This window comes from Haematomicrobium sanguinis DSM 21259 (genome assembly GCF_000688395.1).
Lineage (GTDB): Bacteria > Actinomycetota > Actinomycetes > Actinomycetales > Micrococcaceae > Haematomicrobium > Haematomicrobium sanguinis.
Genome location: NZ_JIAG01000004.1, coordinates 204,476 through 230,218, shown reverse-complemented (window position 1 = coordinate 230,218; position 25,743 = coordinate 204,476). Strand labels below are relative to the sequence as shown.

28 protein-coding genes and 2 tRNA genes are annotated in these 25,743 nt (G+C 61.0%); 20 read left to right on the top strand and 10 right to left on the bottom strand.

Annotated elements, in window-relative coordinates; genetic code table 11:
* Positions 1-3: 3 nt before the first annotated feature.
* The 10 genes from recF (at position 4) to O148_RS0105335 (ending at position 8,688) form a co-directional block, all read left to right on the top strand.
* The gene (recF, locus tag O148_RS0105380; protein WP_026530091.1) at positions 4-1,212 is read left to right on the top strand and encodes a DNA replication/repair protein RecF; all 1,209 of its coding nucleotides are present in this window, start codon (positions 4-6) and stop codon (positions 1,210-1,212) included.
* 118 nt (positions 1,213-1,330) lie between these two features.
* Positions 1,331-1,849, top strand: a complete 519-nt coding sequence (locus tag O148_RS0105375) for a DciA family protein (protein WP_026530090.1) — start codon at positions 1,331-1,333, stop codon at positions 1,847-1,849.
* Between the two features lie 234 nt (positions 1,850-2,083).
* Positions 2,084-4,189: a DNA topoisomerase (ATP-hydrolyzing) subunit B gene (gene gyrB, locus O148_RS0105370; RefSeq protein ID WP_026530089.1), complete on the top strand. Its 2,106-nt coding sequence runs from the start codon at positions 2,084-2,086 to the stop codon at positions 4,187-4,189.
* Positions 4,190-4,241: 52 nt separating this feature from the next.
* A complete protein-coding gene (gene gyrA / locus O148_RS0105365) occupies positions 4,242-6,842 on the top strand; it encodes a DNA gyrase subunit A (RefSeq protein WP_026530088.1) in 2,601 nt (866 codons plus the stop codon).
* Positions 6,839-7,450 (top strand): DUF3566 domain-containing protein, encoded by a 612-nt coding sequence (locus O148_RS0105360; protein ID WP_026530087.1) that lies wholly within the window; start codon positions 6,839-6,841, stop codon positions 7,448-7,450. The genes gyrA and O148_RS0105360 overlap by 4 nt, the downstream gene beginning before the upstream one ends.
* Before the next feature lie 88 nt (positions 7,451-7,538).
* Positions 7,539-7,612, top strand: a tRNA-Ile gene (locus O148_RS0105355).
* A gap of 32 nt (positions 7,613-7,644) precedes the next feature.
* Positions 7,645-7,761 (top strand): DLW-39 family protein, encoded by a 117-nt coding sequence (locus O148_RS18090; RefSeq protein ID WP_240470799.1) that lies wholly within the window; start codon positions 7,645-7,647, stop codon positions 7,759-7,761.
* Positions 7,762-7,784: 23 nt separating this feature from the next.
* Positions 7,785-7,857 (top strand) — tRNA-Ala (locus O148_RS0105345).
* Between the two features lie 172 nt (positions 7,858-8,029).
* Positions 8,030-8,296 (top strand): type II toxin-antitoxin system VapB family antitoxin, encoded by a 267-nt coding sequence (locus tag O148_RS0105340; protein WP_026530086.1) that lies wholly within the window; start codon positions 8,030-8,032, stop codon positions 8,294-8,296.
* On the top strand, positions 8,293-8,688 hold the full coding sequence (locus O148_RS0105335) for a type II toxin-antitoxin system VapC family toxin (protein ID WP_026530085.1): 396 nt from the start codon (positions 8,293-8,295) through the stop codon (positions 8,686-8,688). Before O148_RS0105340 ends, O148_RS0105335 begins: the two co-directional genes overlap by 4 nt.
* A 9-nt stretch (positions 8,689-8,697) precedes the next feature.
* On the opposite strand, the gene O148_RS0105330 is transcribed toward O148_RS0105335, so the two are convergent.
* The 4 genes from O148_RS0105330 to O148_RS0105315 form a co-directional block, all read right to left on the bottom strand.
* Positions 8,698-9,138, bottom strand: coding sequence for a hypothetical protein (locus tag O148_RS0105330; RefSeq protein WP_157374501.1), 441 nt, complete (start codon positions 9,136-9,138; stop codon positions 8,698-8,700).
* Between the two features lie 68 nt (positions 9,139-9,206).
* Positions 9,207-10,010, bottom strand: a complete 804-nt coding sequence (locus tag O148_RS15010; RefSeq protein ID WP_035744993.1) for an ankyrin repeat domain-containing protein — start codon at positions 10,008-10,010, stop codon at positions 9,207-9,209.
* Positions 10,007-11,230 carry an amidohydrolase family protein gene (locus tag O148_RS0105320; RefSeq protein WP_026530083.1) on the bottom strand — a complete coding sequence of 408 codons (1,224 nt, stop codon included), beginning with the start codon at positions 11,228-11,230 and terminating at the stop codon, positions 10,007-10,009. The genes O148_RS15010 and O148_RS0105320 overlap by 4 nt, the downstream gene beginning before the upstream one ends.
* Before the next feature lie 21 nt (positions 11,231-11,251).
* Positions 11,252-11,887, bottom strand: a complete 636-nt coding sequence (locus tag O148_RS0105315) for a GntR family transcriptional regulator (RefSeq protein ID WP_026530082.1) — start codon at positions 11,885-11,887, stop codon at positions 11,252-11,254.
* Between the two features lie 96 nt (positions 11,888-11,983).
* On the opposite strand from O148_RS0105315, the gene O148_RS0105310 reads away from it, so the two are divergent.
* Positions 11,984-12,886, top strand: coding sequence for a DMT family transporter (locus O148_RS0105310; protein ID WP_026530081.1), 903 nt, complete (start codon positions 11,984-11,986; stop codon positions 12,884-12,886).
* Here O148_RS0105310 and O148_RS0105305 read toward each other — a convergent pair whose 3' ends face one another.
* Positions 12,887-13,594, bottom strand: coding sequence for a type 1 glutamine amidotransferase domain-containing protein (locus O148_RS0105305; protein WP_026530080.1), 708 nt, complete (start codon positions 13,592-13,594; stop codon positions 12,887-12,889).
* Positions 13,595-13,691: 97 nt separating this feature from the next.
* Positions 13,692-14,267 (bottom strand): TetR/AcrR family transcriptional regulator, encoded by a 576-nt coding sequence (locus tag O148_RS0105300; protein ID WP_026530079.1) that lies wholly within the window; start codon positions 14,265-14,267, stop codon positions 13,692-13,694.
* 66 nt (positions 14,268-14,333) lie between these two features.
* On the opposite strand from O148_RS0105300, the gene O148_RS0105295 reads away from it, so the two are divergent.
* Entirely contained in the window at positions 14,334-15,647 is a 1,314-nt protein-coding gene (locus O148_RS0105295) for an NADH:flavin oxidoreductase/NADH oxidase family protein (RefSeq protein ID WP_026530078.1), read from the top strand.
* Between the two features lie 9 nt (positions 15,648-15,656).
* Here O148_RS0105295 and O148_RS0105290 read toward each other — a convergent pair whose 3' ends face one another.
* On the bottom strand, positions 15,657-16,511 hold the full coding sequence (locus O148_RS0105290; RefSeq protein ID WP_026530077.1) for a glycosyltransferase family 2 protein: 855 nt from the start codon (positions 16,509-16,511) through the stop codon (positions 15,657-15,659).
* A gap of 97 nt (positions 16,512-16,608) precedes the next feature.
* Complete coding sequence (locus tag O148_RS0105285; RefSeq protein ID WP_026530076.1) at positions 16,609-17,598, bottom strand: hypothetical protein; 990 nt, start codon at positions 17,596-17,598, stop codon at positions 16,609-16,611.
* A gap of 162 nt (positions 17,599-17,760) precedes the next feature.
* On the opposite strand from O148_RS0105285, the gene O148_RS0105280 reads away from it, so the two are divergent.
* The 5 genes from O148_RS0105280 to O148_RS15005 all read left to right on the top strand — a co-directional run bounded on the left by O148_RS0105280 (position 17,761) and on the right by O148_RS15005 (position 21,831).
* The gene (locus O148_RS0105280) at positions 17,761-18,303 is read left to right on the top strand and encodes a peptidylprolyl isomerase (RefSeq protein WP_026530075.1); all 543 of its coding nucleotides are present in this window, start codon (positions 17,761-17,763) and stop codon (positions 18,301-18,303) included.
* Between the two features lie 59 nt (positions 18,304-18,362).
* A complete protein-coding gene (locus tag O148_RS0105275; protein WP_051619866.1) occupies positions 18,363-19,232 on the top strand; it encodes a rhomboid family intramembrane serine protease in 870 nt (289 codons plus the stop codon).
* A gap of 316 nt (positions 19,233-19,548) precedes the next feature.
* Entirely contained in the window at positions 19,549-20,040 is a 492-nt protein-coding gene (def, locus tag O148_RS0105270) for a peptide deformylase (RefSeq protein ID WP_026530073.1), read from the top strand.
* Between the two features lie 4 nt (positions 20,041-20,044).
* A complete protein-coding gene (locus O148_RS0105265; protein WP_026530072.1) occupies positions 20,045-20,665 on the top strand; it encodes a short chain dehydrogenase in 621 nt (206 codons plus the stop codon).
* Positions 20,666-20,691: 26 nt separating this feature from the next.
* Positions 20,692-21,831 carry a hypothetical protein gene (locus O148_RS15005; RefSeq protein WP_075204290.1) on the top strand — a complete coding sequence of 380 codons (1,140 nt, stop codon included), beginning with the start codon at positions 20,692-20,694 and terminating at the stop codon, positions 21,829-21,831.
* On the opposite strand, the gene O148_RS0105255 is transcribed toward O148_RS15005, so the two are convergent.
* Positions 21,797-22,039 (bottom strand): cell division protein CrgA, encoded by a 243-nt coding sequence (locus tag O148_RS0105255; RefSeq protein WP_026530071.1) that lies wholly within the window; start codon positions 22,037-22,039, stop codon positions 21,797-21,799. The genes O148_RS15005 and O148_RS0105255 overlap by 35 nt on opposite strands.
* 170 nt (positions 22,040-22,209) lie before the next feature.
* On the opposite strand from O148_RS0105255, the gene O148_RS0105250 reads away from it, so the two are divergent.
* From O148_RS0105250 to O148_RS0105240, 3 genes are read left to right on the top strand one after another with little or no spacing between them, the layout of a single operon-like run.
* A complete protein-coding gene (locus O148_RS0105250; RefSeq protein WP_026530070.1) occupies positions 22,210-23,037 on the top strand; it encodes a class E sortase in 828 nt (275 codons plus the stop codon).
* A 2-nt stretch (positions 23,038-23,039) separates the two neighbouring features.
* Positions 23,040-23,207 carry a hypothetical protein gene (locus tag O148_RS17905; protein ID WP_026530069.1) on the top strand — a complete coding sequence of 56 codons (168 nt, stop codon included), beginning with the start codon at positions 23,040-23,042 and terminating at the stop codon, positions 23,205-23,207.
* The gene (locus tag O148_RS0105240) at positions 23,204-23,854 is read left to right on the top strand and encodes an anthranilate synthase component II (protein ID WP_026530068.1); all 651 of its coding nucleotides are present in this window, start codon (positions 23,204-23,206) and stop codon (positions 23,852-23,854) included. The genes O148_RS17905 and O148_RS0105240 overlap by 4 nt, the downstream gene beginning before the upstream one ends.
* A gap of 24 nt (positions 23,855-23,878) precedes the next feature.
* Here the strand turns inward: O148_RS0105240 and pknB are convergent, their stop codons facing one another.
* The gene (gene pknB, locus O148_RS0105235; RefSeq protein ID WP_026530067.1) at positions 23,879-25,717 is read right to left on the bottom strand and encodes a Stk1 family PASTA domain-containing Ser/Thr kinase; all 1,839 of its coding nucleotides are present in this window, start codon (positions 25,715-25,717) and stop codon (positions 23,879-23,881) included.
* Positions 25,718-25,743 lie beyond the last annotated feature (26 nt).

Here is a 25,743-nt window from a genome sequence, read left to right as displayed (position 1 = left end):
CCGGTGCACCTGAGTCGACTTCAGCTCACCGACTTCCGCTCCTACCCGCGCCTCGACCTGGAATTCGGCCCAGGTGCCACCGCACTGGTGGGCTTCAACGGCGTTGGCAAAACCAACATCGTTGAAGCCCTCGGTTACTTTGCGACATTGAGTTCGCATCGGGTCGCAACCGACGGCCAACTGTTGCGCACCGGGGCGGATGCGGCCTACATCCGCGGCGAGTTCGCGCGGCACACGCAGCGATTGTCCCTCGAGCTCGAACTGATCCCGGGAAAATCCAACCGAGCGCGCATCAACCGTGCTAACCCGGTACGGGCCCGCGAGGTCTTGGGTCTAATCAAAACGGTGCTCTTCGCGCCCGAGGACCTGAGCCTCATTAAGGGTGATCCGAGCGTCCGCCGCCGCTACCTGGACGAGGTTCTTGCCCAGGAAACCCCGGCTAACGCCGCGACCGCCGCCGATTATGAACGCGTCCTCAAGCAACGCAATGCGCTATTGAAGTCGGCACGCGGCTCGGGCCGTTTCACCGAGGGCCACCGCGCCACCTTGGAGGCGTGGAACGAGCAGCTCATCGGTCTCGGCATAGCCTTGACGCGCGCCCGCGCCGAGCTTGCGCACACCCTCGCCCCTTTCGTGGCCGAAAGCTACCGCGGACTCACCGACGGCGCTAAGCCCGCGGACATCGTTTACATTTCTTCGATCCTCGGCTCGGACTTTGCCGACGAGATGAACGACGGCGATGCCTCCGCCGCGCCCGCATCGGCACCGGCGGCGGCGCGAGACTTCAGTGACGAAGAACTTGAGGTCGCCTTCCGGAAGCGGCTGGAGGAAGTACAGGGGAAGGAAGTCGAGCGCGGAATCAGCTTGGTCGGTCCGCACCGAGACGATGTGGCCATTAATCTGGCCGGAACCCGTGCCCGCGGTTTCGCTTCGCACGGGGAGACCTGGTCGCTCGCACTCTCGCTGCGCTTAGCCGCCCTGGAACACATGCGCTCGCTCGATCCCCGGGACGGCATGTCCCCCATATTGATCTTGGATGACGTGCTTGCCGAACTCGATCGCAAGCGCCGCGACAAGTTGACCGCGCTCATTCGTGACGTGGAACAGGTGATCATTACCGCCGCCGTCCGCGAGGATGTCCCCGAGGCCTTGGGTGCCCGTATCATCGAAGTCACTCCCGGCGAAGCAAAGGTAGTGGATGATGAGCCCTAAGGATCCAGCACCGCAACCACGCCAGAGCCGCCGCCCAGACCGCACGGGCCGAGGACGCCTGGGCCCAGACGGCGCGGACCCACGAGGCGAAGACTCAGACCCGAAGCCACGAGCTTCCATGCAACCCGGAGAAGCAGCAGCTGAAGAAGCCGATGCCGCGGCAACCGCGTTGGGCCGCGCACGCGCCGCGTCCCGCGGTGTGCCGCAGAAAAGCCGGGCCACCGCCGCTCGGGGGCAACGCCGTCGTACTTCTCGGGGCGAAACCCCGCAACCAGGTGCCGGGCGGGATCCCAAATCGCTGGATGCGGTGATGAATCGGCTGGTGGCCGGGCGCGGGTGGAAGGAGCCAATCGCGGTCGGTTCGGTGCTGGGCAAGTGGCCGGAGATCGTGGGGCCGGAGATTGCGGCGCACTGTGTGCCGGAGAATTTTGAGGGCACGGTGGTGCGAGTGCGCACCGATTCGACGGCGTGGTCCACGCAGTTGCGGTTGCTGGTGCCGCAAATCTTGGCGAAAATTGATGCTGAACTGGGGCGCGGCATTGTGACCGAAATTCGGGTCGTCGGTCCGCAAGCGCCGAGTTGGCGCAAGGGCTATTGGCATGTGAAGGGCCGCGGACCGCGGGATACTTACGGGTAGCGTCCGGTGATTTTGGCGCGGCGCTGTACGCCACAGAAGGCGATCTAAGCCCCGCAAGTGGTACCGGGTCTCATACGCCGGGGAGAAAATCGCTAGAAACGGCAATTATTTGGCTGTGGGCGCCATTAAATGGGACATTTCGCGACGCTGAAGCGGTAGAATAGTGGGGAGACGGCGCCTCTCGCGATGGGAGGCGCTGTTATATGAGATGACCGAATGGAAGAAAGCGCACCTGTGGCTGCAGACAATTCAGATTCAAACCCCCAGTCAGAGGGCATCAGCGATGACGCCCCCACCGTTCCGGCCACTCCGGCCGAGCAGGCGGAACCGAAAGCCCCGAGCGGTTCCAAGGACTACGGCGCCAGTGACATTACCGTCCTGGAAGGTTTGGAAGCGGTCCGCAAACGCCCCGGTATGTACATCGGCTCCACCGGTCCGCGCGGTCTGCACCACTTGGTCACCGAAGTGGTCGACAACTCCGTCGATGAGGCCTTAGCCGGGTATGCCACGCACATTGAGGTGACACTGCTCGCCGATGGCGGTGTACGCGTGGTTGATGACGGCCGCGGTATTCCGGTGGATATGCACCCGACCGAAGGCAAACCCACCCTGGAAGTCGTGATGACGGTGTTGCACGCCGGCGGCAAGTTCGGCGGCAGCGGTTACGCGGTGTCCGGCGGTTTGCACGGCGTGGGTATTTCCGTGGTGAACGCGCTCTCCACACACGTGGATACCGTGGTGAAGCGTCAGGGTTACACCTGGTCAATGAGCTTTGAGAACGGCGGCGAGCCGATTGGCGGGATCGTTAAGGGTGAGGAAACCACCGAGACCGGCACCTCGCAGTCGTTTTGGCCCGACCCCGAAATTTTCGATGTGACCGATTTCGACTACGAAACCATCCGCATGCGCCTGCAGCAGATGGCGTTCTTGAATAAGGGTTTGCGGATTTCGCTGACCGATGAGCGGCGCCCCATGGAGGAAACCGAGGAGCTTGCCGAGGGTTCCACGGCTCAGGTGGAGGAAGAGACCCCCGAGTTCCGCTCGGTGACCTACCAATATGACGAAGGCCTTGTGGACTATGTGAAGTTCCTGAACTCCGCCAAGAAGAGCGAGAGCGTCCACGACGAAATCATCTCCTTCAGCAACGAGGACACCAAGGAACGCATTGCCCTGGATATCGCGATGCAGTGGACCGCGGCCTACACCGAGAGCGTGTACACCTACGCGAACAACATCAACACCCATGAGGGCGGAACCCACGAAGAGGGCTTCCGTGCCGCGCTGACCGGGCTGATCAACCGCTATGCACGTGAGAAGAACCTCATAAAGGAGAAGGAAGAGAACCTCACCGGTGAAGACATCCGTGAAGGTTTGACCGCCGTTGTCTCGGTGAAACTCTCCGAACCGCAGTTTGAAGGCCAGACCAAAACAAAGCTCGGCAACTCGATTGCCAAGCGTTTTGTGCAGGGCGTGGTCAATGATCAACTCGGCGACTGGTTGGAACGCAACCCGCAGACCGCCCGCGAAATTGTGCGGAAAGCTCTGCAGGCCTCCCAGGCGCGCATTGCTGCACGTAAGGCACGGGAAACCACCCGCCGCAAGGGTCTGATGGACTCCGCCGGGATGCCCGGCAAGCTCAAGGACTGCCAGTCCAAGGACCCCTCGCGCAGTGAAATTTACATTGTGGAGGGTGACTCCGCAGGCGGCTCCGCGGTGCAAGGACGCAATCCCGAGACGCAAGCCATCCTGCCCTTGCGCGGCAAGATCCTGAATGTCGAGCGGGCCCGCCTGGACCGCGCATTGTCCAATACCGAAGTGCAGGCCATGATCACCGCGTTCGGTGCCGGCATTGGCGAGGACTTTGACGTGCAGCGTGCCCGGTACCACAAGATTGTGCTCATGGCCGATGCGGACGTCGATGGTCAGCACATCACCACGCTGCTCTTGACCCTGATTTTCCGGTACATGCGCCCGCTCATCGAGTCCGGGTACGTGTACTTGGCGCAGCCGCCGCTCTACCGCATCAAATGGTCCAACGCTCCGCACGATTATGTGTTCAGCGATAAGGAACGCGATGACGCGCTCGCCGCGGGTCAAGCTAAGGGGCACCGTATCCCCAAGGACAACGGCATCCAGCGCTACAAGGGTCTGGGCGAAATGGACTACCAAGAGCTCTGGGAAACCACCATGAACCCGGAAACCCGCACCCTGTTGCAGGTCACCATGGAAGATGCCGCCGCAGCGGACCAGGTGTTCTCGGTGCTCATGGGCGATGACGTGGAATCCCGCCGTAACTTTATTCAGCAAAACGCCAAGGACGTGCGCTTCCTGGACATTTAGTCCTCTCTAGCGCCCGGCGTGACCGCACAGATTTTGTCAGAACGGAAGAAGAATGACTGAACCTCCCTTGGAACATGACCGTATTGAACAGGTAGACCTGCAGACCGAAATGCAGCGGTCCTACCTGGACTACGCGATGGCCGTGATCGTCGGACGTGCCTTGCCCGAGGTGCGCGACGGCCTCAAGCCCGTGCACCGGCGCGTGCTGTACGCCATGTATGACGGCGGGTACCGTCCGGACCGCTCCTTCAGCAAATGCGCGCGTGTGGTGGGCGATGTCATGGGCACCTACCACCCGCACGGCGACATGGCGATCTACGATGCGCTGGTCCGCCTGATCCAGCCCTGGACTCTGCGCTACCCGCTCGCCCTGGGTCAAGGCAATTTCGGATCCCCGGGTAATGACGGCGCCGCCGCACCGCGGTACACCGAAACCAAGATGGCGCCGCTGGCGATGGAAATGGTCAAGGACATCAACAAGGACACCGTTGATTTCCAGCCCAACTATGACGGCCGTAGCGAAGAGCCGACCATCCTGCCGGCGCGCTTCCCCAATCTTTTGGTCAACGGGTCTTCCGGAATTGCGGTGGGTATGGCCACCAACATTCCGCCGCATAACCTGCGCGAAGTCGCCGACGGTGTGCAGTGGTACCTGAAGAACCCGGACGCCACCCGCGAAGAACTGCTCGAGGCACTGATTGAGCGGATCAAGGGACCGGATTTCCCGACCGGCGCTCAAATCCTCGGACACAAGGGCATTGAGGACGCGTACCGCACCGGTCGCGGCTCCATCACGATGCGCGCCGTGGTCAATGTGGAGGAAATTCAGGGACGCACCTGCCTGGTGGTGACCGAGCTTCCATATCAGGCCAACCCGGACAACCTCTCCGAGAAGATTTCTGACCTGGTACGGGACGGGAAGATCGGCGGCATCGCCGAAATTCGCGACGAAACTTCGGGCCGTACCGGGCAGCGCCTGGTCATTTTGCTCAAGCGTGACGCGGTAGCGAAGGTTGTGCTGAACAACCTGTACAAGCACACCTCGATGCAGGAAAACTTCAGCGCGAACATGCTGGCGATCGTGGATGGGGTGCCGCGCACGCTGAGCCTGGACGGCTTTGTCTTCCACTGGGTCAACCACCAGATTGAAGTGATCGTCCGGCGCACCAAATACGATCTGCGCAAGGCCGAAGAAGATGCCCACATTCTGCGCGGATTGCTCAAGGCTCTCGATGCGCTGGATGAAGTCATTGCACTCATCCGCCGCTCTCCCACGGCCAATGATGCTCGTGACGGGCTGATGAACCTGCTCAAGATTGATGAGCTGCAAGCCGTCGCCATCTTGGACATGCAGTTGCGTAAGCTCGCGGCCTTGGAGCGCCAAAAGCTTCAAGACGAGCATGACAAGCTGGAAGCGCAAATCAAGGAATACAACGAGATCCTGGCATCCCCGGCGCGCCAGCGCGGACTCATCTCCGATGAGTTGACCGAGGTTGTGGAGCGCTTCGGCGACGATCGCCGCACCGAGATCCTCCTGGGTTATGACGGCGACATGAATATGGAGGACCTGATCCCGGAAGAGGAAATGGTCGTCACCATCACGCGCGGCGGATACGTCAAGCGCACCCGCAGCGATAACTACCGTTCGCAACAGCGCGGTGGTAAGGGCATTAAGGGTGCCTCGCTACGCGGGGATGACGTGGTGGAGCACTTCTTCGTCACGACAACACACCACTGGATTCTGTTCTTCACGAACCTCGGCCGGGTGTACCGCGCCAAGGCGTATGAACTGATGGAGGCCGGACGGGACGCCAAGGGCCAGCACGTGGCGAACTTGTTGGCGTTCCAACCCGACGAGACGATCGCCCAGGTACTGGATCTGCGCGATTACCAGCAGTCCCCGTACCTGGTGCTCGCCACCAAGAACGGCCTGGTCAAGAAGACTCGTCTGGAGGATTACGACACAAACCGCACCGCCGGCGTCATCGCGATCAACCTGCGTGACGGCGATGAACTGGTCTCCGCGCAGCTGGTGTCGGAAACCGATGACCTGATGCTCGTCTCCCGAAAGGGTCAGTCGCTGCGCTTCACCGCCAATGACGCGGCACTGCGACCGATGGGACGTGCCACCTCGGGTGTGACCGGTATGAAGTTCCGCGCCGATGACGAACTCTTGGCAGCAGACGTGGTCACCGACGGTTCCTTCGTCTTCGTGGTCACCGAGGGCGGCTACGCGAAGCGCACCCCGGTGGAGCAGTATCGCGTCCAAGGCCGCGGCGGCCTGGGTATCAAGGTCGCGAAGCTTGCCGAGGAGCGCGGCGACTTGGTCGGCGCGATGATCGTGAGCGAGCAGGATGAGGTGCTTGTGGTGATGGAAGGCGGCAAGATTGTCCGTTCCTCCGTTGCCGGTGTTCCCGCCAAGGGCCGCGACACCATGGGCGTGATTTTCGCCAAGCCGGACAAGCGCGATCGCATTATCGAGGTTGCGAAAAACAGTGAGCGCAACCTGGCTGAATTGGATGCCGATGCGGAAAACTCCGACGAAGGCATGAGTAACCGCCAAGATAATCCGGCCGAAGATGCAGTACCGTTGAGTGAGATTGAGTCAGACCTGGATACGTTAGACGAAGACGTAGATGGAGGAACCGAGTGAGCACGCCGACGTCAAAACCGAACCAGTCATCATCCGGTGGCGGTAAACCGCAGGCACGCCCGAGCGCACCGACCAACCGTCCGCAGTCGCGTCCTGCGGGCGCGTCCACCGGCACCAGCGGCACCGCCAAGGCGGGTGCAGCGCGTCCACAGCAGGGCGCAACGGCCGCAAAAACCGCTGGATCCGCGTCTACTGCTCAGCAAGGGCAGGCACAGAAGCTGATCAAGCCGGCGCCGAAGGCCAAGGCCCGCCGCGCCAAGTTGATCGTGAGCAAGATCGATACCTGGTCCGTGCTGAAGATGGCGTTCCTGCTTTCGGTAGCGCTTGGTATCGTCACCGTGGTCGCGGCGATGGTGCTCTGGGCCGTCCTGGACTTCACCGGCGTGTTCAACCAGATCAATGAACTCATGGGCGGTGTTGTGGGTGAAGAATCCGGCGGATTCAACATTTATCAGTTCGCCTCGCTCGGCCAAGTGGTGTCCTTCGCGGTGATCATAGCCGTGGTGAACGTGGTCTTGTTGACCGCGCTCGCGACGCTGACCGCAGTCCTTTACAACCTGTCCTCTTCCTTGGTGGGCGGCATTGGACTGACCCTCACCGACGACTAAAATCCTCCGCACCGTGACCGGTGCGGTACCCGATTTGAGCCGCGGGCCGAGCATACGGTAAAGTCGTATCTCGGCCCGATACGGTTTCGGGCGTATAGCTCAGGCGGTTAGAGCGCTTCGCTGATAACGAAGAGGTCCCAGGTTCAAGTCCTGGTACGCCCACGGAACGTACCTACTACGAAGGCAGGTCCACCATGAAGAAGTTGCTACTGGTAGCGGCGGTGGTTGCCGGAGTGATGGGGTACAAAAAGTGGAAGGAGTCCGAGGCTGACAAGTCGGTCTGGGACAACGCCACAGACAAGGTCAAGTAGCTATACTTGATTCGTTCCCATTCGGGGGCATGGCGCAATTGGTAGCGCACCTGCTTTGCAAGCAGGGGGTTAGGGGTTCGAGTCCCCTTGCCTCCACCGAATAAAGGTGAGCGGCCCGGTTCAGGTAACCGGGTTGCTCACCTTTTTTGCATGAAGTACGACGGCGCGTGGTCACCTTTTGCGCAGAAGGTGACCACGCGCCGTCGTACTTTGCCGGGTTTTACCGAAAATGGTAGACGGTAGAATTTTATATAGGTAGAATATCCACATGGGGCTCAATATCAAGAATGAACGGGTTCATGGTCTGGTCAAGGATCTGGCCAGCTTGACTGGTCAGAGTCAAACTTCTGCGATAGAGGAGGCGGTTATGCATAGAATTTCTGAACTTCGTAAAGATGCCGCAGCACCGATTCGCTCCGCGCGATTCGATGCGATTCGCGAGGCCGCGCAGACTCTCATCGCTCGTATGCCCGCCGGATTCGACCCGGAACGCGCCAATGAGGAACTGTATGACGAGCGGGGCCTTCCACGTTGATTATTGACACGTCAGTCATTGTGGCGGTGCTGAAACAAGAATCCGATGCGGAGGAGTTACTTCGGGCTCTCGCGAATTCGCCCCGCTCGGTCATTTCTGCGGGCAACTACTTGGAATTGGGAATTGTGTTGGATTCTGCGCGGGATCCCGCTTTGAGCAGGGAGCTCGATCGATTCTTGGCGGCGGCAAATATTGAGGTTGTGCCGGTCTCCCCGCGCCAGGCAAGCATAGCTCGAGATGCCTATCGCGACTTCGGTCGCGGAAGCGGGCACAAGGCAAAACTCAATTTTGGGGACTGCTTTGCTTATGCGCTAGCCATCGATGCCGACGAACCGCTCCTTTTCAAAGGCGAGGATTTCGTGCATACCGACGTCAAGCGAGCGTTGGGGTAGCAACGCGATTCATTCGTGCGGCGCGAGGCCCGCGAGGGCACTCTCGATCGTCTCGCAGGGTCCGGGTTGGAGATCAAAACCGACAGGCTTAAGGCTCGCCCGTTCCTCCTCGGTTGCCGGGCGCATCGGTTCCTCGCGGAGTACATCCCATACGCGCGGATTCCAATTGGAACCCATGATGAAGTAGCGCTGGAAGGGCTCGACGTCCCCCGAGTGAAAGTGTTTCGTGAGAATCCAGGTCTGGCCGAAGTAGGGCCACTCGTGCGGTTTGCGCCGGAGGAATTCGCTGCCGCCAATTCGCAGACACGGAATAGCGAGCGGCACGTCCTCAATGTCGGAGGGCAGTTCGGCGGTCCGCGTGGCCAGGCGATGGATCGCGGTCAGGTACATCTGACCGTTGTCCACCTCGGTGAAATACCCGTGCGCAAACGAGCCGTCCGAAAGTGGCACCGTAAAGTACCGTCCCAGCTTAAATCTGGGGTTGCCCATCGTATTCCCCTCGTCGACGTGGTTGAAGTCTATCGCCGCGCGAGAGCCCCGTCGATGAGGGCGACGATCTCGGTATAGCCGCGGGCGGCGGCGAGTTCGCGCGGTGAGTCGCCGTAACCGTCCGGGATGGTGACGTCCGCGCCGCCCTCGATTAACAGTCGAACGGTCTCGATATGGTCGGGGCCGCCTGTGCCGAGGACGATCGCCTCCAGGAGCGCGGTCCAGTTCAGGTTGTTGACGTGGTTGACCGGGACGCCGGCGTCTAAGAGGATCTTCACCGTTTGGGTGTAACCGTGCTCGCTGGCCGGGATCAGTGCGGTCCCGTTGAATCGGTTGGTGCTTTTCACGTCCGCGCCGTTTTTCAGGGTGGCTCGCAGGATGTCGTTCAGGCCTTCGGCACCGGCGTAAAGGTACGCGCTGTCCTGAATGTTGTCTTTGGCGTTGGGGTCTGCCCCGGCGTCTAGGAGCGCTAAGGCAATCTCGGTGGCCTGGGCCTTAGTTGCGGCGACGAGCGGGGTGGCACCGCCCTCGCCGCGCACCTCGAGGTCGGCGCCGTCCGCGATGGCTTGCTTGACGGCGGCGAGGTCTTTGGCTTTCACCGCTGCGGCAAGGTTCGCGGTGGCTGTGGCCGGATCGATGGTGGGCATGGCGCTCGTCCTCGTGGGGGTGGGAGTGGTGCTTTGCGTGCCCTGGATACTCGATGGCGTTGCCTGCTGCGAGGTGGGTGGGGCGGTCGGGTCATTGACCGTGGTCACCGAACAGCCACTCAAAACGCCCATGGAGAGAGCGCCGGTGAGCGCGAGGGCACCCGCCCAAACGGATCGGCGCTTCACGGTAGCACCAGCTCGCCGTCCTGAACCAGGACGCGGCCACCGGCAATGACGGTGTCCCGCCGTGGTGTGCGGACAATCGCGTCGGGGACATTTTCCGCGTCAATGAGCACAATGTCGCCCGGGGCTCCGACGGCCAGATCATGCGTATCGCGGTGCACAAACCGCGCCGCGCTACTGGTGAGCAGTTTGGCAACCTCAAGGAAATCCTCGTCATAGCGGACGCGATGCAACCGTGCGAAGCCCAAGGCAATCTTGAGCATGTCTCCGTCGCCATACGGGGACCACAGGTCGCGAATGCCATCGGTGCCAAGCCCCAACCCGATCCCGAGTTCGCGCATGCGCCGGTATGGAAGCGGCGCCGTTCCCACGGGAGCGACGGTGGTCCAGGAAATGTCGAGCTCGGCGAGTTCCGCGAGGAGTTCCTCTTGGCGCGCGGGCGCGATCTCGCCGAGGGCAAAGCCGTGCGAGATATTGACCTTCCCAAGCAGTCCGGCGCGGCGGGTGCGGTCAATAATCAGCTCATACTCGAACAGGCCCAGAGCCCCACCGCTGTGTAGATGGATGTCCAGCCCACTGCCGCGCCGTTCGGCAATGTCGAAAAGCCCATCGAGCTGGGCCACGGGATCACGGTCAATGGAGCACGGGTCGATGCCACCAATGCTTGCGGCACCGAGTTGGGCCGCTTTGTCTAACAGGTCCAGCACGCCCTCGCGGCGAATGACACCGTCCTGCGGAAACGCCACAATTTCGACGGCGATGGCCTCACCTAGGCGCGTGGCGGCTTCCCGCACGGCGGCAATCCCCTCCAGACCAATGCCTAAATCCACATCCACATGGGTACGTATTGCGGTGGTGCCGTGGCGGATGAACTCGCGAAGCACCCGCTCGGTCACATTTGCGCTCGGGATGCCGTACTTGTCCCGTTCGGTCCGCTCGTGGGCAATGCGACCTTGAGTAGTGGCCTCGCCGCCGTAGGACACCCACGGCAGCCCCCACCAACTTTTGTCCACGTGGGCGTGCGCGTTAATGAAGCCCGGCAGTGCGAGCAGCCCCTTGCCGTCTATGACGCCGGACGCGGTGCTCTCGCGAGCGTTGCGTTCGGTTTCGGGAGCACCCGCTGCGCGGTGTGGCCGAATCTCGGAGATAACGCCATCCGTCAGGACTATGTCAGAGACTTCCCCACCCCAGGGACGGACGCCAGACACCACAAGTTTTTCCATACCCAAAATGGTATACCAAATTTAGATGAAGTTGCGCTGCATCTCTCGGCTGTGAGCGAGATGCTCGGCAGCGAGGCGCACGACCAATAGGTGATCGCCCGCCGCGATCGCGTCACAAAGGCCTGCGTGTTGGCGCGCAACATCCTGCACGTCATCGTGTTGGCTGAGCAACCATCGCATTCGGCTCCTTGTTGTTTCGGCGAGTTCGGTGAGGACCGTGTTCCCTGCCAACTCAATGACAAGCTCGTGAAAATCCGCGGCTAGCCGGCGTGCGGTGCGGACGTCGCCGGCTTCGGCGGCACGGGTTTCAGTGTCCACGGCTGAACGCAGGCGCTCCATCCCCTCGGGGGTACGGCGGGAGGTCGCTAATCGAAAGGCAAGCGAGTCGAGGGCTTCGCGCGCCTCAAAGAGGTCGGCAACCTCGCGCTCGCTGAATTCTCGCACCACCGCCCAGGTGCGGGGTCGAAGAGTCACGAGGCCTTCGGCGACCAAAATTTTGAGAGCATCGCGCACCGGCACGCGGCTCACACCCATGGCGGCAGCGACGTCCCGCTCCACCAGTTTGCTGCCCGGCGCGCGCACGCCGTCGACAATGTCCGCACGCAATTGGGCGGCAATGCGGGATGCTTCGGATCCAGAACCGGGAGAGGACGCCATGGTGAACATCATGCTTGAGTGGTACCACGATACAAAATTGCGCTCAGCGACTCCTAGGGCGGTTCAACCGCGCTCTCCTGGCTAGGATTAGAGCTTGTGACCTTCCTGCTCGCGCTGATTGGGGTCCTCGGCGTTTCGGCATCGGGGCCCATCATGGCCGCCACTCCCGCACCGCCACTGGCAATCGCTTTTTGGCGCAATCTCTTTTCCGCAGGCATCATGGGCGCCGGAGAGCTGGTACGCCGTCAACCGGTGTGGCGCATTAGCCGGTCTGAACTCCAGACGGTGCTGATTTCCGGGGTGGCACTCGGGCTGCACTTTGCGTGCTTTATCACTGCGCTTCGGCTCACTGCAGTCGCGACCGCAGCCGCGTTGGTGTGTTTGCAGTCCGCGTTCATTGCTGCGATCAATCTCGTCAGACGCGTCCCCACCGGGGCATCCACCCTGTTGGGGTTGCTCGTTGCGCTCTTGGGAGTTTTTACCATCACCGGGTTCGACTTCAGCGCCAACCCAAAAGCGTTGCTCGGGGACGCGCTCGCCCTTGCCGGTGCGTTCCTCGCTGCGGTGTACACCATGGCCGGCGGCCGGGCCCGCCGCACCATGAGCACCGGACGGTACACAACGTGGGTGTACTCGATTTGCGCGCTCACGGTGGTCGTCCTCGCGCTCATCACCCGGCAGCCGTTGCTCGACTTCCCGCCCGAAGGCTGGATCGGCATTATCGCGGTGACCCTGGCGTCCTCGATCCTTGGGCACACCGTTTTCAATCACTTGCTTGCGATCATGAGTCCGCTCGTGGTCTCGATGCTCATTCTGCTAGAGATTCCCGGCACGGCCATTCTTGCGGCAATTTTCCTGCAAGAAGTATTAGCACCCCCGGTCTACCTGGGCCTCGCGCTCATACTGGTGGGACTCGCCGTCGTAATTTCCGGGCAACGCGCCCCCAAACTGAACTGGCGGGACCGCTTTAATTGGCGGCGCTGGCGCCGCCCGCGGTAACTACGATTCCTCGGAAACCCGAGCGACAACGGCTTCAGCAAGCTTCTTGGAGGACTGCGGGTTCTGCCCGGTCAGCAGGTTCCCGTCCTCAACAATGTACGGGCGCAGCGGGAGGGTGCCCTTGCGGTAATCGGCACCAATTTCCTTGAGCCGATCCTCCAGCAGCCACGGAGCCTTCTTGGCGAATTTGTTGAGCAGCTCCTCCCGGTTGGACAAGCCGGTGAGCTTGCGCCCGGCGAAAGGATTGGTACCGTCTTCCCCGGTCGCGGCGAGCATGGCTGCCGGAGCGTGGCAGAGCAGGGCGAGCGGCCGGTCGTCTGCGAGGCGTTTGCGCAGAATGGCACCGGAAACCGGGTCGACGGCGAGGTCCTCCATGGGGCCGTGGCCGCCGGGGTAAAAAACGACGTCGAAATCGTCTGGATCGACATCCGCGAGGTTTGCCGGGTGTTGAAGGACCGGGGCTAGCGCCTCCAGCTCGGCGCGCAACTTCTTGGTGGTGTGCGGCAGGCCGCCGGCGATGCCGAGGCTGAGCTCATCGACGACCGGGACCTTGCCACCAGGTGTGGCAACCGTGATGTCCCAACCAGCGTCGCGGAAGGTGCGGTACGGCACCACGAATTCTTCCGCCCAGAATCCGGTGGGGTGCTTTTCGCCGTCGTTGAGCGTCCACACGCGTGCGGCGCTCAGGACCATGAGGACTGATGTCATGAGTTCGGCTCCTTGTCTATTGGGGGTGGCTTGGGTTCTTGGGGCGGGTTTTCAGCTCGGGTATCCCTGTGGGGCCCGGCGGGCCGGCCGGGGCCTGCTAGGAATCGCGCGGGCGAGGCATGCCGAGCAGACTGGAGAACGCGGCCGAGACGCGCGCGGAAACTTCTGCATCACTCTCGGCGGAGAGTTTGCCGTCCAAGTGCAAGAAGGCGAGGCCGTGCGCTGTGCTCCACAGGGCAAGGGCAAGCGCCGAGACGTCCTCTCCCCCGAAAATCTCGCGGACGCGGGTCTCGACCAGGTTGTGAAGGTCGGCCACGGCGGCGACCCGTTCCGGGTCCTCGGTGTTGCACTGGCTACCGAACATGAGCTGAAACACGGCGGGCCGCTTGAGCGCGAACCGAACGTAGGCTTGGCCGATGCTCGTGAGGTCTGTGGAGGTGCTGGCGGCCTCGAGGTCGGCATGTAAGTCCTTGAAACCTTGGACTGCCAGGGCGGATTCCAGCGCCTGTCGATCGGCGAAGTGGCGGTATGGCGCAGTGGCCGAGACACCGGCGGCGCGCGCGACGGCCCGCAAGGAAAACGGCTCACCCGATTCCAAAAGCTCGCTGGCGCCCTGGATGAGCGCCGCCCTCAGATCGCCGTGGTGGTAGCTTTCCCGCACTGATGTTGACACTGCTAACTTTGCCCTCTACTGTTGATGTTTACATTGTAAACATACCGTATTTGTGGAAATAATGCCATGACAGTTTCCCTCTTTGACCCGCTCAGCCTCCCCAACGGGCAGGTGCTGCCCAATCGCCTCGCCAAGGCCGCGATGGAAGAGCGGATGGCCACGCGCGCGCAACTGCCGGGCAAAGAACTGCGCACGCTCTACCGGCGCTGGAGCGAAGGCGGCGCCGGGCTCATCATTACCGGGAACGTCATGGTCCACGACGCCGCACTCACCGGCCCCGGCGGGGTGGTCCTGGACGCCAATTCCCCGCTAGAGCCATTTACCGAATGGGCCCGCGCGGGGCAAGCCGGCGGGTCCAGGATCTGGATGCAAATCAACCACCCGGGCCGCCAAGTAATGGCCAACATGCCCGGCGTCGCCTGGGCGCCATCCGCGGTGCGCGCGAACATTGGCCGCAACACCAAACGCTTGGCAGAACCCGTTGCCATGACCGGCGAGCAAATTGAAGAGACCATCCAGCGGTTTATTACGACGGCGATGCTCGCCGAAGAGGCAGGTTTCGATGGTCTTGAGGTCCACGCGGCACATGGGTACCTCCTTTCGCAGTTTCTCTCACCTTTGTCGAACCTACGGACGGATGAATGGGGCGGTTCGCTCGATAACCGGGCGCGACTGCTTGTGGAGATTGTGCGGGGGATTCGCTCTGCCGTGCGGCCGTCCACCGCTCTTGCGGTGAAGCTAAACTCTGCAGATTTTCAGCGCGGGGGTTTCGACGCCGAGGATGCGCGCCGGGTGATCGACATGCTGGCGCCGCTGGGCGTGGATCTCGTAGAGCTTTCCGGCGGGAACTATGAGAGTCCGGCGATGACGGGGCAACGCGGCGGTTCGCCTAGCGATGCGCTAGCTGGTTCGCATAGTGGTGAGGAACGCGGCCGGGACGCGCGGACACGTGCTCGCGAAGCGTACTTCCTGGATCTCGCCGAGAGCTTGGCCCGTACCAGTCCAATTCCTCTCATGCTGACCGGTGGAATTGTGCGCCGCAGCGTGGCAGAGCAGGCTCTCGCTGCCGGTATTGACGTCATTGGAATGGGTACCGCGCTAGCCGAGGAGCCTAACCTGCCAAACGACTGGCGTTCCTCGGAGAAAGTGGTTGAGGTGACGCCGGTGACGTTTCAGGATAAGGCCACGGCCTCGGTTGCCACGATGGCACGGGTACGTCATCAGTTGCATCGTTTGGGAGCCGGGAAGTCAGCTGGCCGTGAGATTGGACCTCGCTATGCGTTGCTTCGCGAACTGCTCAATAATGCCGTGGCGCTTCACAGATACAAGAAGTGGCTTGCTCGTCGCGAGCCGGTGCGCACAGAAGCGATGGCACGCTAGGTTCTGGAACTAGCCTTTGATCTGTCCGCCGCGTTCGGCGGGTTTGCCCGAGCGCAGGACGTGGATGCGCCGGAGCAACCTTCCGGGGTAGTAGACACCCATAAAGATCAACATGGGAAGTTTGAGGGCCGGTTTGTTCACGTTGTGGGCGCGGTAAGTACGTTCGAATCGGGTGACGTAGTACCGGTATTCCTCCGGCGAGTCCTCTAGACGGCGCGCCGACATCCCCGAGACCATTTTAGGAAGGTATTTCACGCCAAGATTGTGGTCGGCTAGATGAAGGGAAATGTCGATGTCCTCGTGCATTTCGTCGCGCTGGTCGCGACACACTTCATCACGGATCTGGGTCCAGGCCGTGCGGCGGATGGCCATGTTTGAGCCGAAAAGGAAGTGGAACTGTCCCCGGGTGAGTTTCAGGACGAGCTTGCGCATCCGGTTATCTGTTTTGTGTCCCCATCGTCGCAGCGGCATGTCGTAGTAGAGCACGGGACCGGTTGTGGCGTCGATCGACGGGTCGCGAAATGCGTTGCCCACTTCCTCGACCCAGTTTGGCTCGAGCAGGGAGTCGGCGTCGATACGGCCCACGACTTCCCCTTGAGCTCGATCCAGGCCGTAGTTCCGGGTGGGTATCAGGCCCTGGGCTTCTTCTTGGTGTAGAAGATGGATGGGCTTGTCAGGGAACTCGAGTTGGGCCTTGCGCACCTGTTCGACGGTGTGATCGGTGGATTTGTTGTCGATGACGAGGATCTCAAGCGGTTGCACCGATTGGAAGAGCGCGGCCTGAATGCATTGGCCGATCACGTTCTCTTCGTTGTATGCGGGTATCACAATGGACACAGTTGGAGGCGTGCCCGCCTGAGCCATGGTGAACTCCCCACATAGCAAAGAAATGCTCCGGCCCCATGAAGATGGGACCGGAGCTATTCTATAGGCTTTCTCGCGGCGCCTAGACCGCTGTCGCTTACTTTTCGGTAGCCTTCTTGATCGCGTCTCCGGCGTCCTTTGCGGCGTCGGCGACGTTGTTCTTCACGTCCTTTGCCGCGGACTTAGCGCTATCAGCAACGTCCTTGGCTGCGCTCTTCACATCGTCAGCGGAGTCCTGCGCGGCGTGCTTAGCGCTGCTCACGGCGTCCTTGCTCGCGTCCTGGACGTCCTCGGCCCTATCCTGAGCTGCACCCTTCAAGTCCTGTGCGGCGTCCTTGGCCTTATCTTGTGCCGAGTTGGCCTTGCCCTGTGCGGAGCTTGCGCCACTGCCGGAGTTTCCGGACTGCGGGGGTTGAGGTACTTGCCACGGGTCCTGAACCGGACGGGAGGCCTTCCAGGCGGCAACACCGGCGGTGACAGCGGCGGCAATAATGCCAAAGACCAGCCAGCCCTTTTTGGCCCCGGACTTATTGTTCTGGCGGGCGACCTTCTCTGCCTCTTTCTTGGCCTTTGCGATCGCTGCACTGGCGCGCTTTTGCGCCTTCTTGGTTTGTTTCTTGGAGAGTTTCACGGTCTCAGCTACCTTCTTTCCGGCAGGGGTGCCACGGAAATCGTCGACACTCTTGCTGACGGCATCGGATGCTTCGCCAAGTTTCGCCGACACGGTTGGCAAGTATTGATCTACCACCACGTCGCGAGCGTGTGACAAAGCGGGGCCGGTCTTGTCCAAGGTTTGTTGAATCTTGGGTGACGCGGAATCCACAGCATCCGAAATTTTTGGACCCATCTTCTCAAGTCCGTCTTGAATCTTGGGGGTGGCTTTGGCAATCCCATCGGCCAAGCCCGCTGCTGCTTTCTTCAATCCCTCTTGGATTTTGGGCGAAGCAGTCTCAATGCCCTTTTCAATCCGCGGTGCGGCCCACTCCACTGCTGCTTCCACTCGCGGAGCAGCCCAGTCGCGAGCCGACTCGACCGAAGACTTCACATTCTGCTGGACATCTTTTGCGATATTTTCCGCGTTTGGCATATTTCCTCCGCTATCCGGTGGGTTGATATTTCTTTAGCCTACGACGAAACCGACCACCGTGCTATCCACCATGTACTCCAGATAGTCCGCTCTCCGAGAAAGCGCCGCTCGGCCACAGCCAATCTCATGTTCATTGGCAAGTCCACGTGAAACAATTGCCACATGAGTGCTAACCCAACTGAAAAAGCAACCATCCACACCAATCAAGGCGATATCGTCGTTAATCTGTTCGGCAATCACGCGCCCAAGACCGTCAAAAACTTCACCGGTCTTGCGAACGGCAGCCAAGAATGGACTCACCCGCAAACCGGTGAGAAGAAGAACGAACCGCTCTACAACGGCACGATCTTCCACCGCATCATCCCGAACTTCATGATCCAGGGCGGCGATCCGCTTGGTCAGGGCATCGGCGGTCCTGGTTACCAGTTTGACGATGAAATCAGCTCCGACCTGGACTTCACCGAGCCGTACAAGCTGGCGATGGCCAATGCTGGCATCCAGGGCGGACGCGGAACCAACGGGTCACAGTTCTTCATCACGACCGTTCCCACCACTTGGCTCCAGGGCAAGCACACCATTTTCGGTGAAGTTGCCGATGACGCATCAAAGGCTGTGGTGGACAAGCTGAATGCGGTGGCAACCGACGGCCGTGACAAGCCGCTCGAGGACGTTGTGATCGAAAGCATCGACATCGAGTCCGCGTAATTTCGTTTCCCGGGGGCGCGGAGAATCTTCGCGCCCCCGGCTGTCATTCAAGGAAAACTTTGTCTTACGGAACCTCCGGGAACATTTCCGGCACCGAAGCGCCTGTCTGCCCGCGCCACCCGGACCGGGTGGCCTATGTGCGTTGTCAGCGTTGCGGACGTCCCACCTGCACAGAATGCCAACGGCAAGCCTCGGTGGGCATGCAGTGCGTTGATTGCGTCAACCGGGCCGCCGCTGCCATCCCGGACGGCAGGACGGCATTCGGTGCGACGGTAAAGCACGGCAAAAATACGCCCTACGTCGGGTACACCATCATTGGCGTGTGCCTGGTTGTCTTTGCTCTGCAATATCTGGTCCCCGGATTCACCGAAGAATTCCTTTACGCCCCGCTCTACACGATGCAGGGCACGCCACTGGATTTCGAGCCATGGCGGATGATGACCTCGGCATTCTTACACTCGCAATCCTTTGTGCTGCACATCGCGTTGAATATGTACGCCTTGTGGATTTTGGCGCGCGCCCTGGAGCCCGCCATCGGCCACTGGCGTTTCCTCGCGCTGTATTTGATTTCCGCACTCGGCGGCTCGGTGGGTGTACTGCTCCTTGGTACTCCCAACGTTGGAGTGGTGGGTGCTTCCGGCGCCATCTTTGGTCTCTTCGGCGCGCTCTTTGTGATTTCGCGCAAGGTCGGTAGCGACGTCACGCAACTGCTGGTGATTCTTGGCATCAACTTCGTCATCAGCTTTATGGCGAGCGGGATTTCCTGGCAAGCGCATGTTGGCGGACTCGTGGTCGGCGCCGCCGCCGGTGCGGTCATCGCCCATGCGCCGCGCGGCAAGAATCAGACGCTCGTACAGACCGTCGGCTTGGCGCTCATTGTCCTTGTTCTGGTCATTGTGACGGCGATCAAGTACGTTCGCATCTTCTAAACCCCACTTATCCACAGACCTTGTCCACAGCGTGCATAAGTTACACACATGTAATTCCACAGTTGTGAATAACTCTCCTGGCCTGCAATCCGGCTGATCGGGGCTAAAGCAGCGGGGTTCCAGGCGGTATCAGTCCACAGCCTGTGGATAACTTTGTGCACTTATCCCACCCCGCTCCGCCGTTCATCCCTCAATTGCGTTTTCATCCGGAAATTGCGTCATGAAAGTGCAATTGGCGGATGAGCGCGCGGTCGGCCCGGCGCACACCCTCCCGCGTCTAGGATGGACATCGACACTACTTCCCCGAAAGGACGGCATGGCCACCCGCGAGCTCCGCTTCTTTGGCGATCCCATTCTGAGCACCCTGTGCGATCCGGTTACCGATTTTGGCAAGGGTACGCGCGAATTAGTGCAGGATTTGATGGACACCGTCGAACTTCCCGGACGGGCCGGACTCGCGGCGCCGCAAATCGGTGTGGGGTTGCGCGCATTTTCGTACAACGTGGACGGCCAAAAAGGCTACGTGCTCAACCCCGAACTTGTGGAGGTTAAGGGCGAGCGCAAAGAAATCACCGAGGGCTGCCTCTCCGTTCCCAAACTGTGGTTCCCCACCGAGCGTGCGTCTTATGCGGCCGTCAAGGGTGTGGATCTGAACAATGAGCCGGTATTCGTGGACGGCGAAGGGATCATGGCCCAGGCGTTGCAACACGAAACCGATCACCTCGACGGCATTGTCTACATTCAGCGGTTGAGCAAGGAGAATCGCCGACGCGCTATGGAACAAATACGCACGAGCGATTGGTTCTAACGGCATGCGCATTTTGGTGATTGGTGCCTCAGGCACAGTAGGAGCGGCCGCGGTGACGGCTCTCAAAGAGCGCCACGAGAAGTTCGGCGAGGGCCGGCTGGAAATACTAGAAGCGCATCGCGATAGCAGCGAGTATCCGGTCGACATCACGAACTCGGCCAGCGTCGGTGAACTGTTCGCGAAAGTTCGAGATCTCGATGCCGTAGTCAGTGCCGCGGGCCCGGGCCATATGGCACCGGTCTCAGAGGCAACCGTAGACGATTACAGAAAAGCAGCCGAGGGCAAACTCTTTTCGCAGATCGGCATTGCGCTCGCCGCTCGCAAAGTGATCAAGCCAGGCGGCTCGATCACTCTCACCTCGGGAATTCTCAGTGACGCGCCCATTCCCGCAGGGTCACCGTTGGCGGTCGCCAATGCCGGCGTGAACGCGTTTGTGACCACCAGCGCCGCCGAATTCGCGCCGCTGCGCATCAATGCGGTGAGCCCCAATTTGCTCACCGAATCGGTCGACACCTTTGGCGGTGCGATGGCCGGATTTATCCCGGTCGATGGCTTGCAGGTCGCCCAGGGATTCGTACGCTCGGTCTACGGTGCGGACACTGGGCAAGTCATTAAGGTGTGGTAACGAGCCGTTCGTGGTAAATCAATAGGGTGGCCGAAGTACAACAACACCAGGCGCTGACCAGCGCGGTTGCGAATGAGTCGCGGGCACTCTATGCGGCTTTGATCAGTGCTGGAGTCTCCGGAATCGCGGCCTTCGTCTACTTCCTGGGCCGTCAGGTTCCGCTCTCTGGGGCGGGTTCGGTCGGGATGGCGACCGCCAGCGCCGCGGCAATCTTTAGCTTTGCCACGTTCTGCGTCGCGTACACACTCTCCTTCCAGGATCCTTCGCGGGCGTGGATGCTTCGGGTCAGCCGTGCCCGCCGCGTTTTTGATGTGGCCGCCCTTGCCTTCGTTCACGCAGCGATTGCCTTCTTGACGATGCTGGCATCCTTTTACGTATTCCAAGACGCGTTCCAAGGCCTCGTGTTAGAACCGTTCGCTGCGGCAATGTTTGTGGCCGCGTGTTGCGGGGTCACCGCATACTCGGTGTACCTCTCCGGGAGCAGTATCTCCAGCTACACCCTCGCCAACCTGCTGGCCGTCTTCATTGTCGCCGGAGCCTTTACCAGCATGATCACCACCGATAACACGCAGTGGTGGCAGACTAACTTCTCTATCCTCGGTGCCAGCGATTCGGGCAACGCCGCTTACGCGTTCAACGTGACGCTGATACTCTCCGGGGCGGTGATTACCGTGTTGGCCTCCTACATCACCAGCGACCTGCGCACCTGGCGCAAACTCAAGGGGCACCAGAACATGCGCGGGGTCGAGCTCGTGCAGTGGCTTCTTGTGATTCTCGGGATATGTCTTTCCCTGGTCGGGCTCGTCCCGGTGGACGTCTCTGTTCCGGCGCACAACACCGCCGCCATGTCCATGATGCTGATCTTTGCCGCGATCACGCTCGGGCTGCCGTTTTGGATTAAGGAAATTCCCAAAACCTTTTTTGGCACTTCCTATACCTTGCTCGGAGTGCTGCTACTCGCCGTCGTGCTTTATTTCCCCTTGGGGTACTACAACCTGACGGCGCTCGAATTGGCGGCCGGCGCGATCATTTTCGGCTGGCTGGTCATTTTTATCCGCACCGTGGCGGCCATGGTTGCTGACGCGCAAAGCCTGGAAACCCTGCAACAGGAAACCGTCGCTGAGGAGGGGTCTAGCGCCACCGAGTCATCATCAGGAAGCCAATGAGAGCCAGGCCAAACCCGATGGCAATATTCCAGTACTGGATTGGCTCAATGGGGAACGCGCCCTCGGTGATGTAAAAGGTGATAATCCACAGGAATCCCAGAATCAAGAGCCCAAACATGATGGACTTGTAAACGACGCCGATCGGCTCCGCGACCTTGGCCGTTTCGGGTTGACGGGTGTCGCGCTTGCGGGCTTTGGACTCCGGCACAGTTTCTCCTGGGCATTCAATCGTTGGGACTGATAGCCAATTCTACCCGTGCCCGGCCGGGGCGCCCAGCCAAGCGCCCAGCCGACCAGCCAGCCGAGCGCGGGCATAGCCGCTCAGGAATACCCGTTATTCTTAGAGAGCGCACGTTTGCTTGCCAATTTAAGGGACGAATGAGCACGACAGTAGATGAGCTGATGGGCAGTGAGCCGTCGGCGGAGCGCTCACGCCGGAGCGTGCGGCACGGTCGTACCCAAAAGTATCGGCCGCGCTCCCCGTTGCAGGTTGTTATCCAAGTCATCGGCGAGCTTTTCATCACGGTGGGTCTCATCTTGCTTCTTTTTGTCGCCTGGCAACTGTGGTGGACCAATATCGAAGCGGACGCCACCCAGGCGCAAGCCGTGAACTCGCTCGTCAAGGACTTCAACCCGCCGCCTGCGGCCACCGGGGAAGACCCTAACAAGGATTACGGCGAGCCCGTGGTGGGTCAAGAACCCCCGGTCGGCACGCAATTTGGCGTCATGATGATCCCGCGCTTCGGCGCCGAATACAACCGCCCAATCACCACCGGCGTCAGTCTCGACGTGCTCAATACGCTCGGCGTGGGCCACTACCCCGGTACGCAAATGCCTGGGGCGGTCGGCAACTTCGCGGTCGCCGGGCACCGGCAAACCTACGGCCAGGTCTTCGATCAGGTCCATGAGTTGCGGCCCGGCGACAAGATCTACGTGTGGACCAAGGACGGCTTTTACACCTACGTCTTCCGCAACCAAGAGATCGTGCTGCCTAACCGCACCGACGTGCTCTACCCCGTTCCCACCCAGCAGGGCGCAGAGCCAACCGAGCGTATCCTGACCCTGACCACATGTAACCCCCGGTTTGGGTCCACCGAACGCATTGCGGCGTACGCGGTCATGGAATCGTGGCGGCCCGCCGACGCTCCGGCTCCGGCCGAAATTGCGCCGCTGGTCCAGAAGCTGAGTGAGAAGGCACAGGGATAATCATGTATGGATGGATTTTCCGGCACCTGCCCGGCCCGTTGCTCGTGCGCATTATCATTGCGCTCGCCTTGATCGCCGGCGCGGTGTACTTGCTGATGGTGTTCGTCTTCCCTTGGATGACGCAATTCTCCCCCTTCACCGAAAACACCACCATCGGCGGGACCGAATGAGTGTCCGCCTCCTCGTCATCGACAACTATGACAGCTTCGTCTACACCCTGGTGGGATACCTCGAGCAGCTTGGTGCCACGGTTGAGGTGGTGAGGAACGACGACGTGTCCCCGGCTCAGGCGCGCGAGCTTGCTTCTCGGGTGGACGGCATAGTGATTTCCCCGGGGCCTGGGGCCCCGAAGGACGCGGGCGTCAGCATTGACCTGGTGAACTTTGCCGCCGAGTCGTCGACGCCGCTTTTGGGTGTGTGCCTGGGGCATCAGGCGATTACCGAAGCGTTCGGCGGCGAAGTGGTGCATGCGCCGCAATTGATGCACGGCAAGGTATCCGCCGTACATCACGACGGGACCTCCGTGTTTGCCGGTCTGCCTTCGCCGGTGAATACGACGCGTTACCACTCGCTGGCTTCCGAGCCGACCCAAGTGCCGGACGCTTTGCGGGTGAGCGCCAGAACCGAGGACGGCGTCATCATGGCGTTGGAGCACGTCTCGGCGCCCATTGTCGGTGTGCAGTTTCATCCCGAGTCGGTTCTCACCGAGGGCGGTTACCAAATGCTCGGTAACTGGCTGGAAACGGTAGGACTAGCCGGTGCCAGGGAGCGGTCGGTTTCGCTCTCTCCCCTGGTAGAGGATGGAGCGCACCTCTAGATCGCCTCTGTTGCGCGTCTTCCCTTAGCGGCGGGAAGACGTGGGCTTCGGGCTGCTGGTGGGTGTCGGTGTGGGCGTCGGCTCTGGTTTGACCGCCACCGTGAGAGTGACCGTACCGCCCTGACTCGTCTCCTCGTTCGGTTGCGGATCCTGTTGAGTCACGGTGCCTTCTGCGACGTCTTCGGAGGCGTATTCGCGCTCTTGGACAATGCAGCGCAGTCCCGTTGCCGGATCATCGCAGAGCTTTTGGGCATCCTCAATTTTCATGCCCACGAAATTGGGCACGGTGACCTTGCCAGTGGAGACCACAATCTCCACATTGGATCCTGCCGCGACCTTTTGGCCCGCGTCAGGGTTGGTCTTGATGACCAGTCCGGCGCCTACTTGGGCGCTGTTTTGACGGGTGGTGGTCACGTTAAGGCCCATGTCTCTCAGTTGGAAACTGACCTCGCTCTCGGATTGGCCGGCGAGATTCTCCGGGATGGTGATGGTACCCGGTCCCTTGGAGATTTTTACCGTGACCTCGGAGTTGAGAGTGACCTGTTGACCCGAGGCTGGTTCGGTGCCAATGGCTTGACCGGCAGGGACGGAATCGTGGAACTCCTCAACGCTGTTCGGTCTGAGATTCGCGCCGTAAATGAGGTTCATCGCCTCTTGACTCGTTTTTCCGGCGACGTTGGGCACGGCGACGGTCTCTGGTGCCTTCGGGGTGAGGAATTGGAGCGCGAGGAAGGTTCCGGCACCGGCGAGAGCAAGGGCCAGAAGCACAATCGCCACGATCCAGCCCACCCTGCTCTTTTTCTTGGTGTCCTTCTGGTCCGTGTCGGTGAACTTAAACGCGCCGGGCATGTCGCCGGTCGGATCCTCGTTTTCAGGATCCGAGTCCGGGGTGGTGAGCGGGCCGCCGGTCATGACCTTCGCCATGGCTCGGGTCTGCGCTTCGGGTGCCAGTGGCGTTACGGTTTGAACAATCTGGGTCGCCCCGGTGTCGGTGGATACTGCCACAGAGGTGTCCACCATGCCGCGCTTTGCCGCACGGAGGGCCTTGAGGAAGGTAGCGGCGTCCTGGAAACGCTCGGACTTGTCCTTCTTGAGCGAATGCATGACGACCTTGTCCAGCGCGTCCGGAACCTCTGGGTTGAGTTTGACCGGGTGCTGGGGTTCCTCACGAACATGCTGGTAGGCCACCGATACCGGGCTGTCGCCAATGAAGGGCGGCCGACCGGTGAGCATTTCATAGAGCAGGCATCCTGCCGAGTACAGGTCGCTTCTGGCGTCAACCGTCTCCCCGCGGGCCTGTTCCGGGGAGAGATACTGGGCTGTACCCACCACTGCCTGAGTCTGGGTCATGGTGGAGGACGAGTCCGCAATCGCGCGGGCAATGCCAAAGTCCATGACCTTGACCCGGCCATCCGAGGTGATGATGACGTTTGCCGGTTTGATGTCGCGGTGCACAATACCGGCGCGGTGCGAGTATTCGAGCGCCGCCAGAACACCCTCGGTGTAGGTGACCGCTTGCTTCTCGGAGATGTCGCCTGACTTGATGAGGTCCCGGAGGGTCCGGCCAGGCACATATTCCATGACGATGTATGGCACCTTGACGCTGGCGTCGGTTCCCGCGCCCAGTTCTTGCTCGCCGGTGTCATAGACCGAAACGATCGAGGGGTGGTTCAGGGCCGCAACGGCTTGAGCCTCACGGCGGAACCGCGACTGGAAGAGCGGATCCCGCGCTAGGTCCGGGCGCAAGAGCTTAATGGCGACGGTGCGTCCCAAGCGAAGATCCTTCGCCAAGTACACGTCGGCCATGCCGCCGCGGCCGATGAGCTCGCCAATTTCATAGCGGTCGCCCAGCTTTTCAGGCATGTTCACGGTTCCCTCCCCTCAGTGGT

What these genes read in the sequence shown, in the direction of transcription:
- O148_RS0105285 (WP_026530076.1), bottom strand. Translation starts at nt 17,598, where the DNA reads ATGCCAAACGCGGAAAATATCGCAAAAGATGTCCAGCAGAATGTGAAG.
- O148_RS0105265 (WP_026530072.1), top strand. Translation starts at nt 20,045, where the DNA reads ATGCGCATTTTGGTGATTGGTGCCTCAGGCACAGTAGGAGCGGCCGCG.
- O148_RS0105250 (WP_026530070.1), top strand. Translation starts at nt 22,210, where the DNA reads ATGAGCACGACAGTAGATGAGCTGATGGGCAGTGAGCCGTCGGCGGAG.
- O148_RS0105305 (WP_026530080.1), bottom strand. Translation starts at nt 13,594, where the DNA reads ATGACATCAGTCCTCATGGTCCTGAGCGCCGCACGCGTGTGGACGCTC.
- O148_RS18090 (WP_240470799.1), top strand. Translation starts at nt 7,645, where the DNA reads ATGAAGAAGTTGCTACTGGTAGCGGCGGTGGTTGCCGGAGTGATGGGG.
- def (WP_026530073.1), top strand. Translation starts at nt 19,549, where the DNA reads ATGGCCACCCGCGAGCTCCGCTTCTTTGGCGATCCCATTCTGAGCACC.
- O148_RS0105320 (WP_026530083.1), bottom strand. Translation starts at nt 11,230, where the DNA reads ATGGAAAAACTTGTGGTGTCTGGCGTCCGTCCCTGGGGTGGGGAAGTC.
- O148_RS0105375 (WP_026530090.1), top strand. Translation starts at nt 1,331, where the DNA reads ATGCAACCCGGAGAAGCAGCAGCTGAAGAAGCCGATGCCGCGGCAACC.
- O148_RS0105240 (WP_026530068.1), top strand. Translation starts at nt 23,204, where the DNA reads ATGAGTGTCCGCCTCCTCGTCATCGACAACTATGACAGCTTCGTCTAC.
- O148_RS0105295 (WP_026530078.1), top strand. Translation starts at nt 14,334, where the DNA reads ATGACAGTTTCCCTCTTTGACCCGCTCAGCCTCCCCAACGGGCAGGTG.
- O148_RS0105290 (WP_026530077.1), bottom strand. Translation starts at nt 16,511, where the DNA reads ATGGCTCAGGCGGGCACGCCTCCAACTGTGTCCATTGTGATACCCGCA.
- O148_RS0105315 (WP_026530082.1), bottom strand. Translation starts at nt 11,887, where the DNA reads ATGGCGTCCTCTCCCGGTTCTGGATCCGAAGCATCCCGCATTGCCGCC.
- O148_RS0105280 (WP_026530075.1), top strand. Translation starts at nt 17,761, where the DNA reads ATGAGTGCTAACCCAACTGAAAAAGCAACCATCCACACCAATCAAGGC.
- O148_RS17905 (WP_026530069.1), top strand. Translation starts at nt 23,040, where the DNA reads ATGTATGGATGGATTTTCCGGCACCTGCCCGGCCCGTTGCTCGTGCGC.
- pknB (WP_026530067.1), bottom strand. Translation starts at nt 25,717, where the DNA reads ATGCCTGAAAAGCTGGGCGACCGCTATGAAATTGGCGAGCTCATCGGC.
- O148_RS0105340 (WP_026530086.1), top strand. Translation starts at nt 8,030, where the DNA reads ATGGGGCTCAATATCAAGAATGAACGGGTTCATGGTCTGGTCAAGGAT.
- gyrA (WP_026530088.1), top strand. Translation starts at nt 4,242, where the DNA reads ATGACTGAACCTCCCTTGGAACATGACCGTATTGAACAGGTAGACCTG.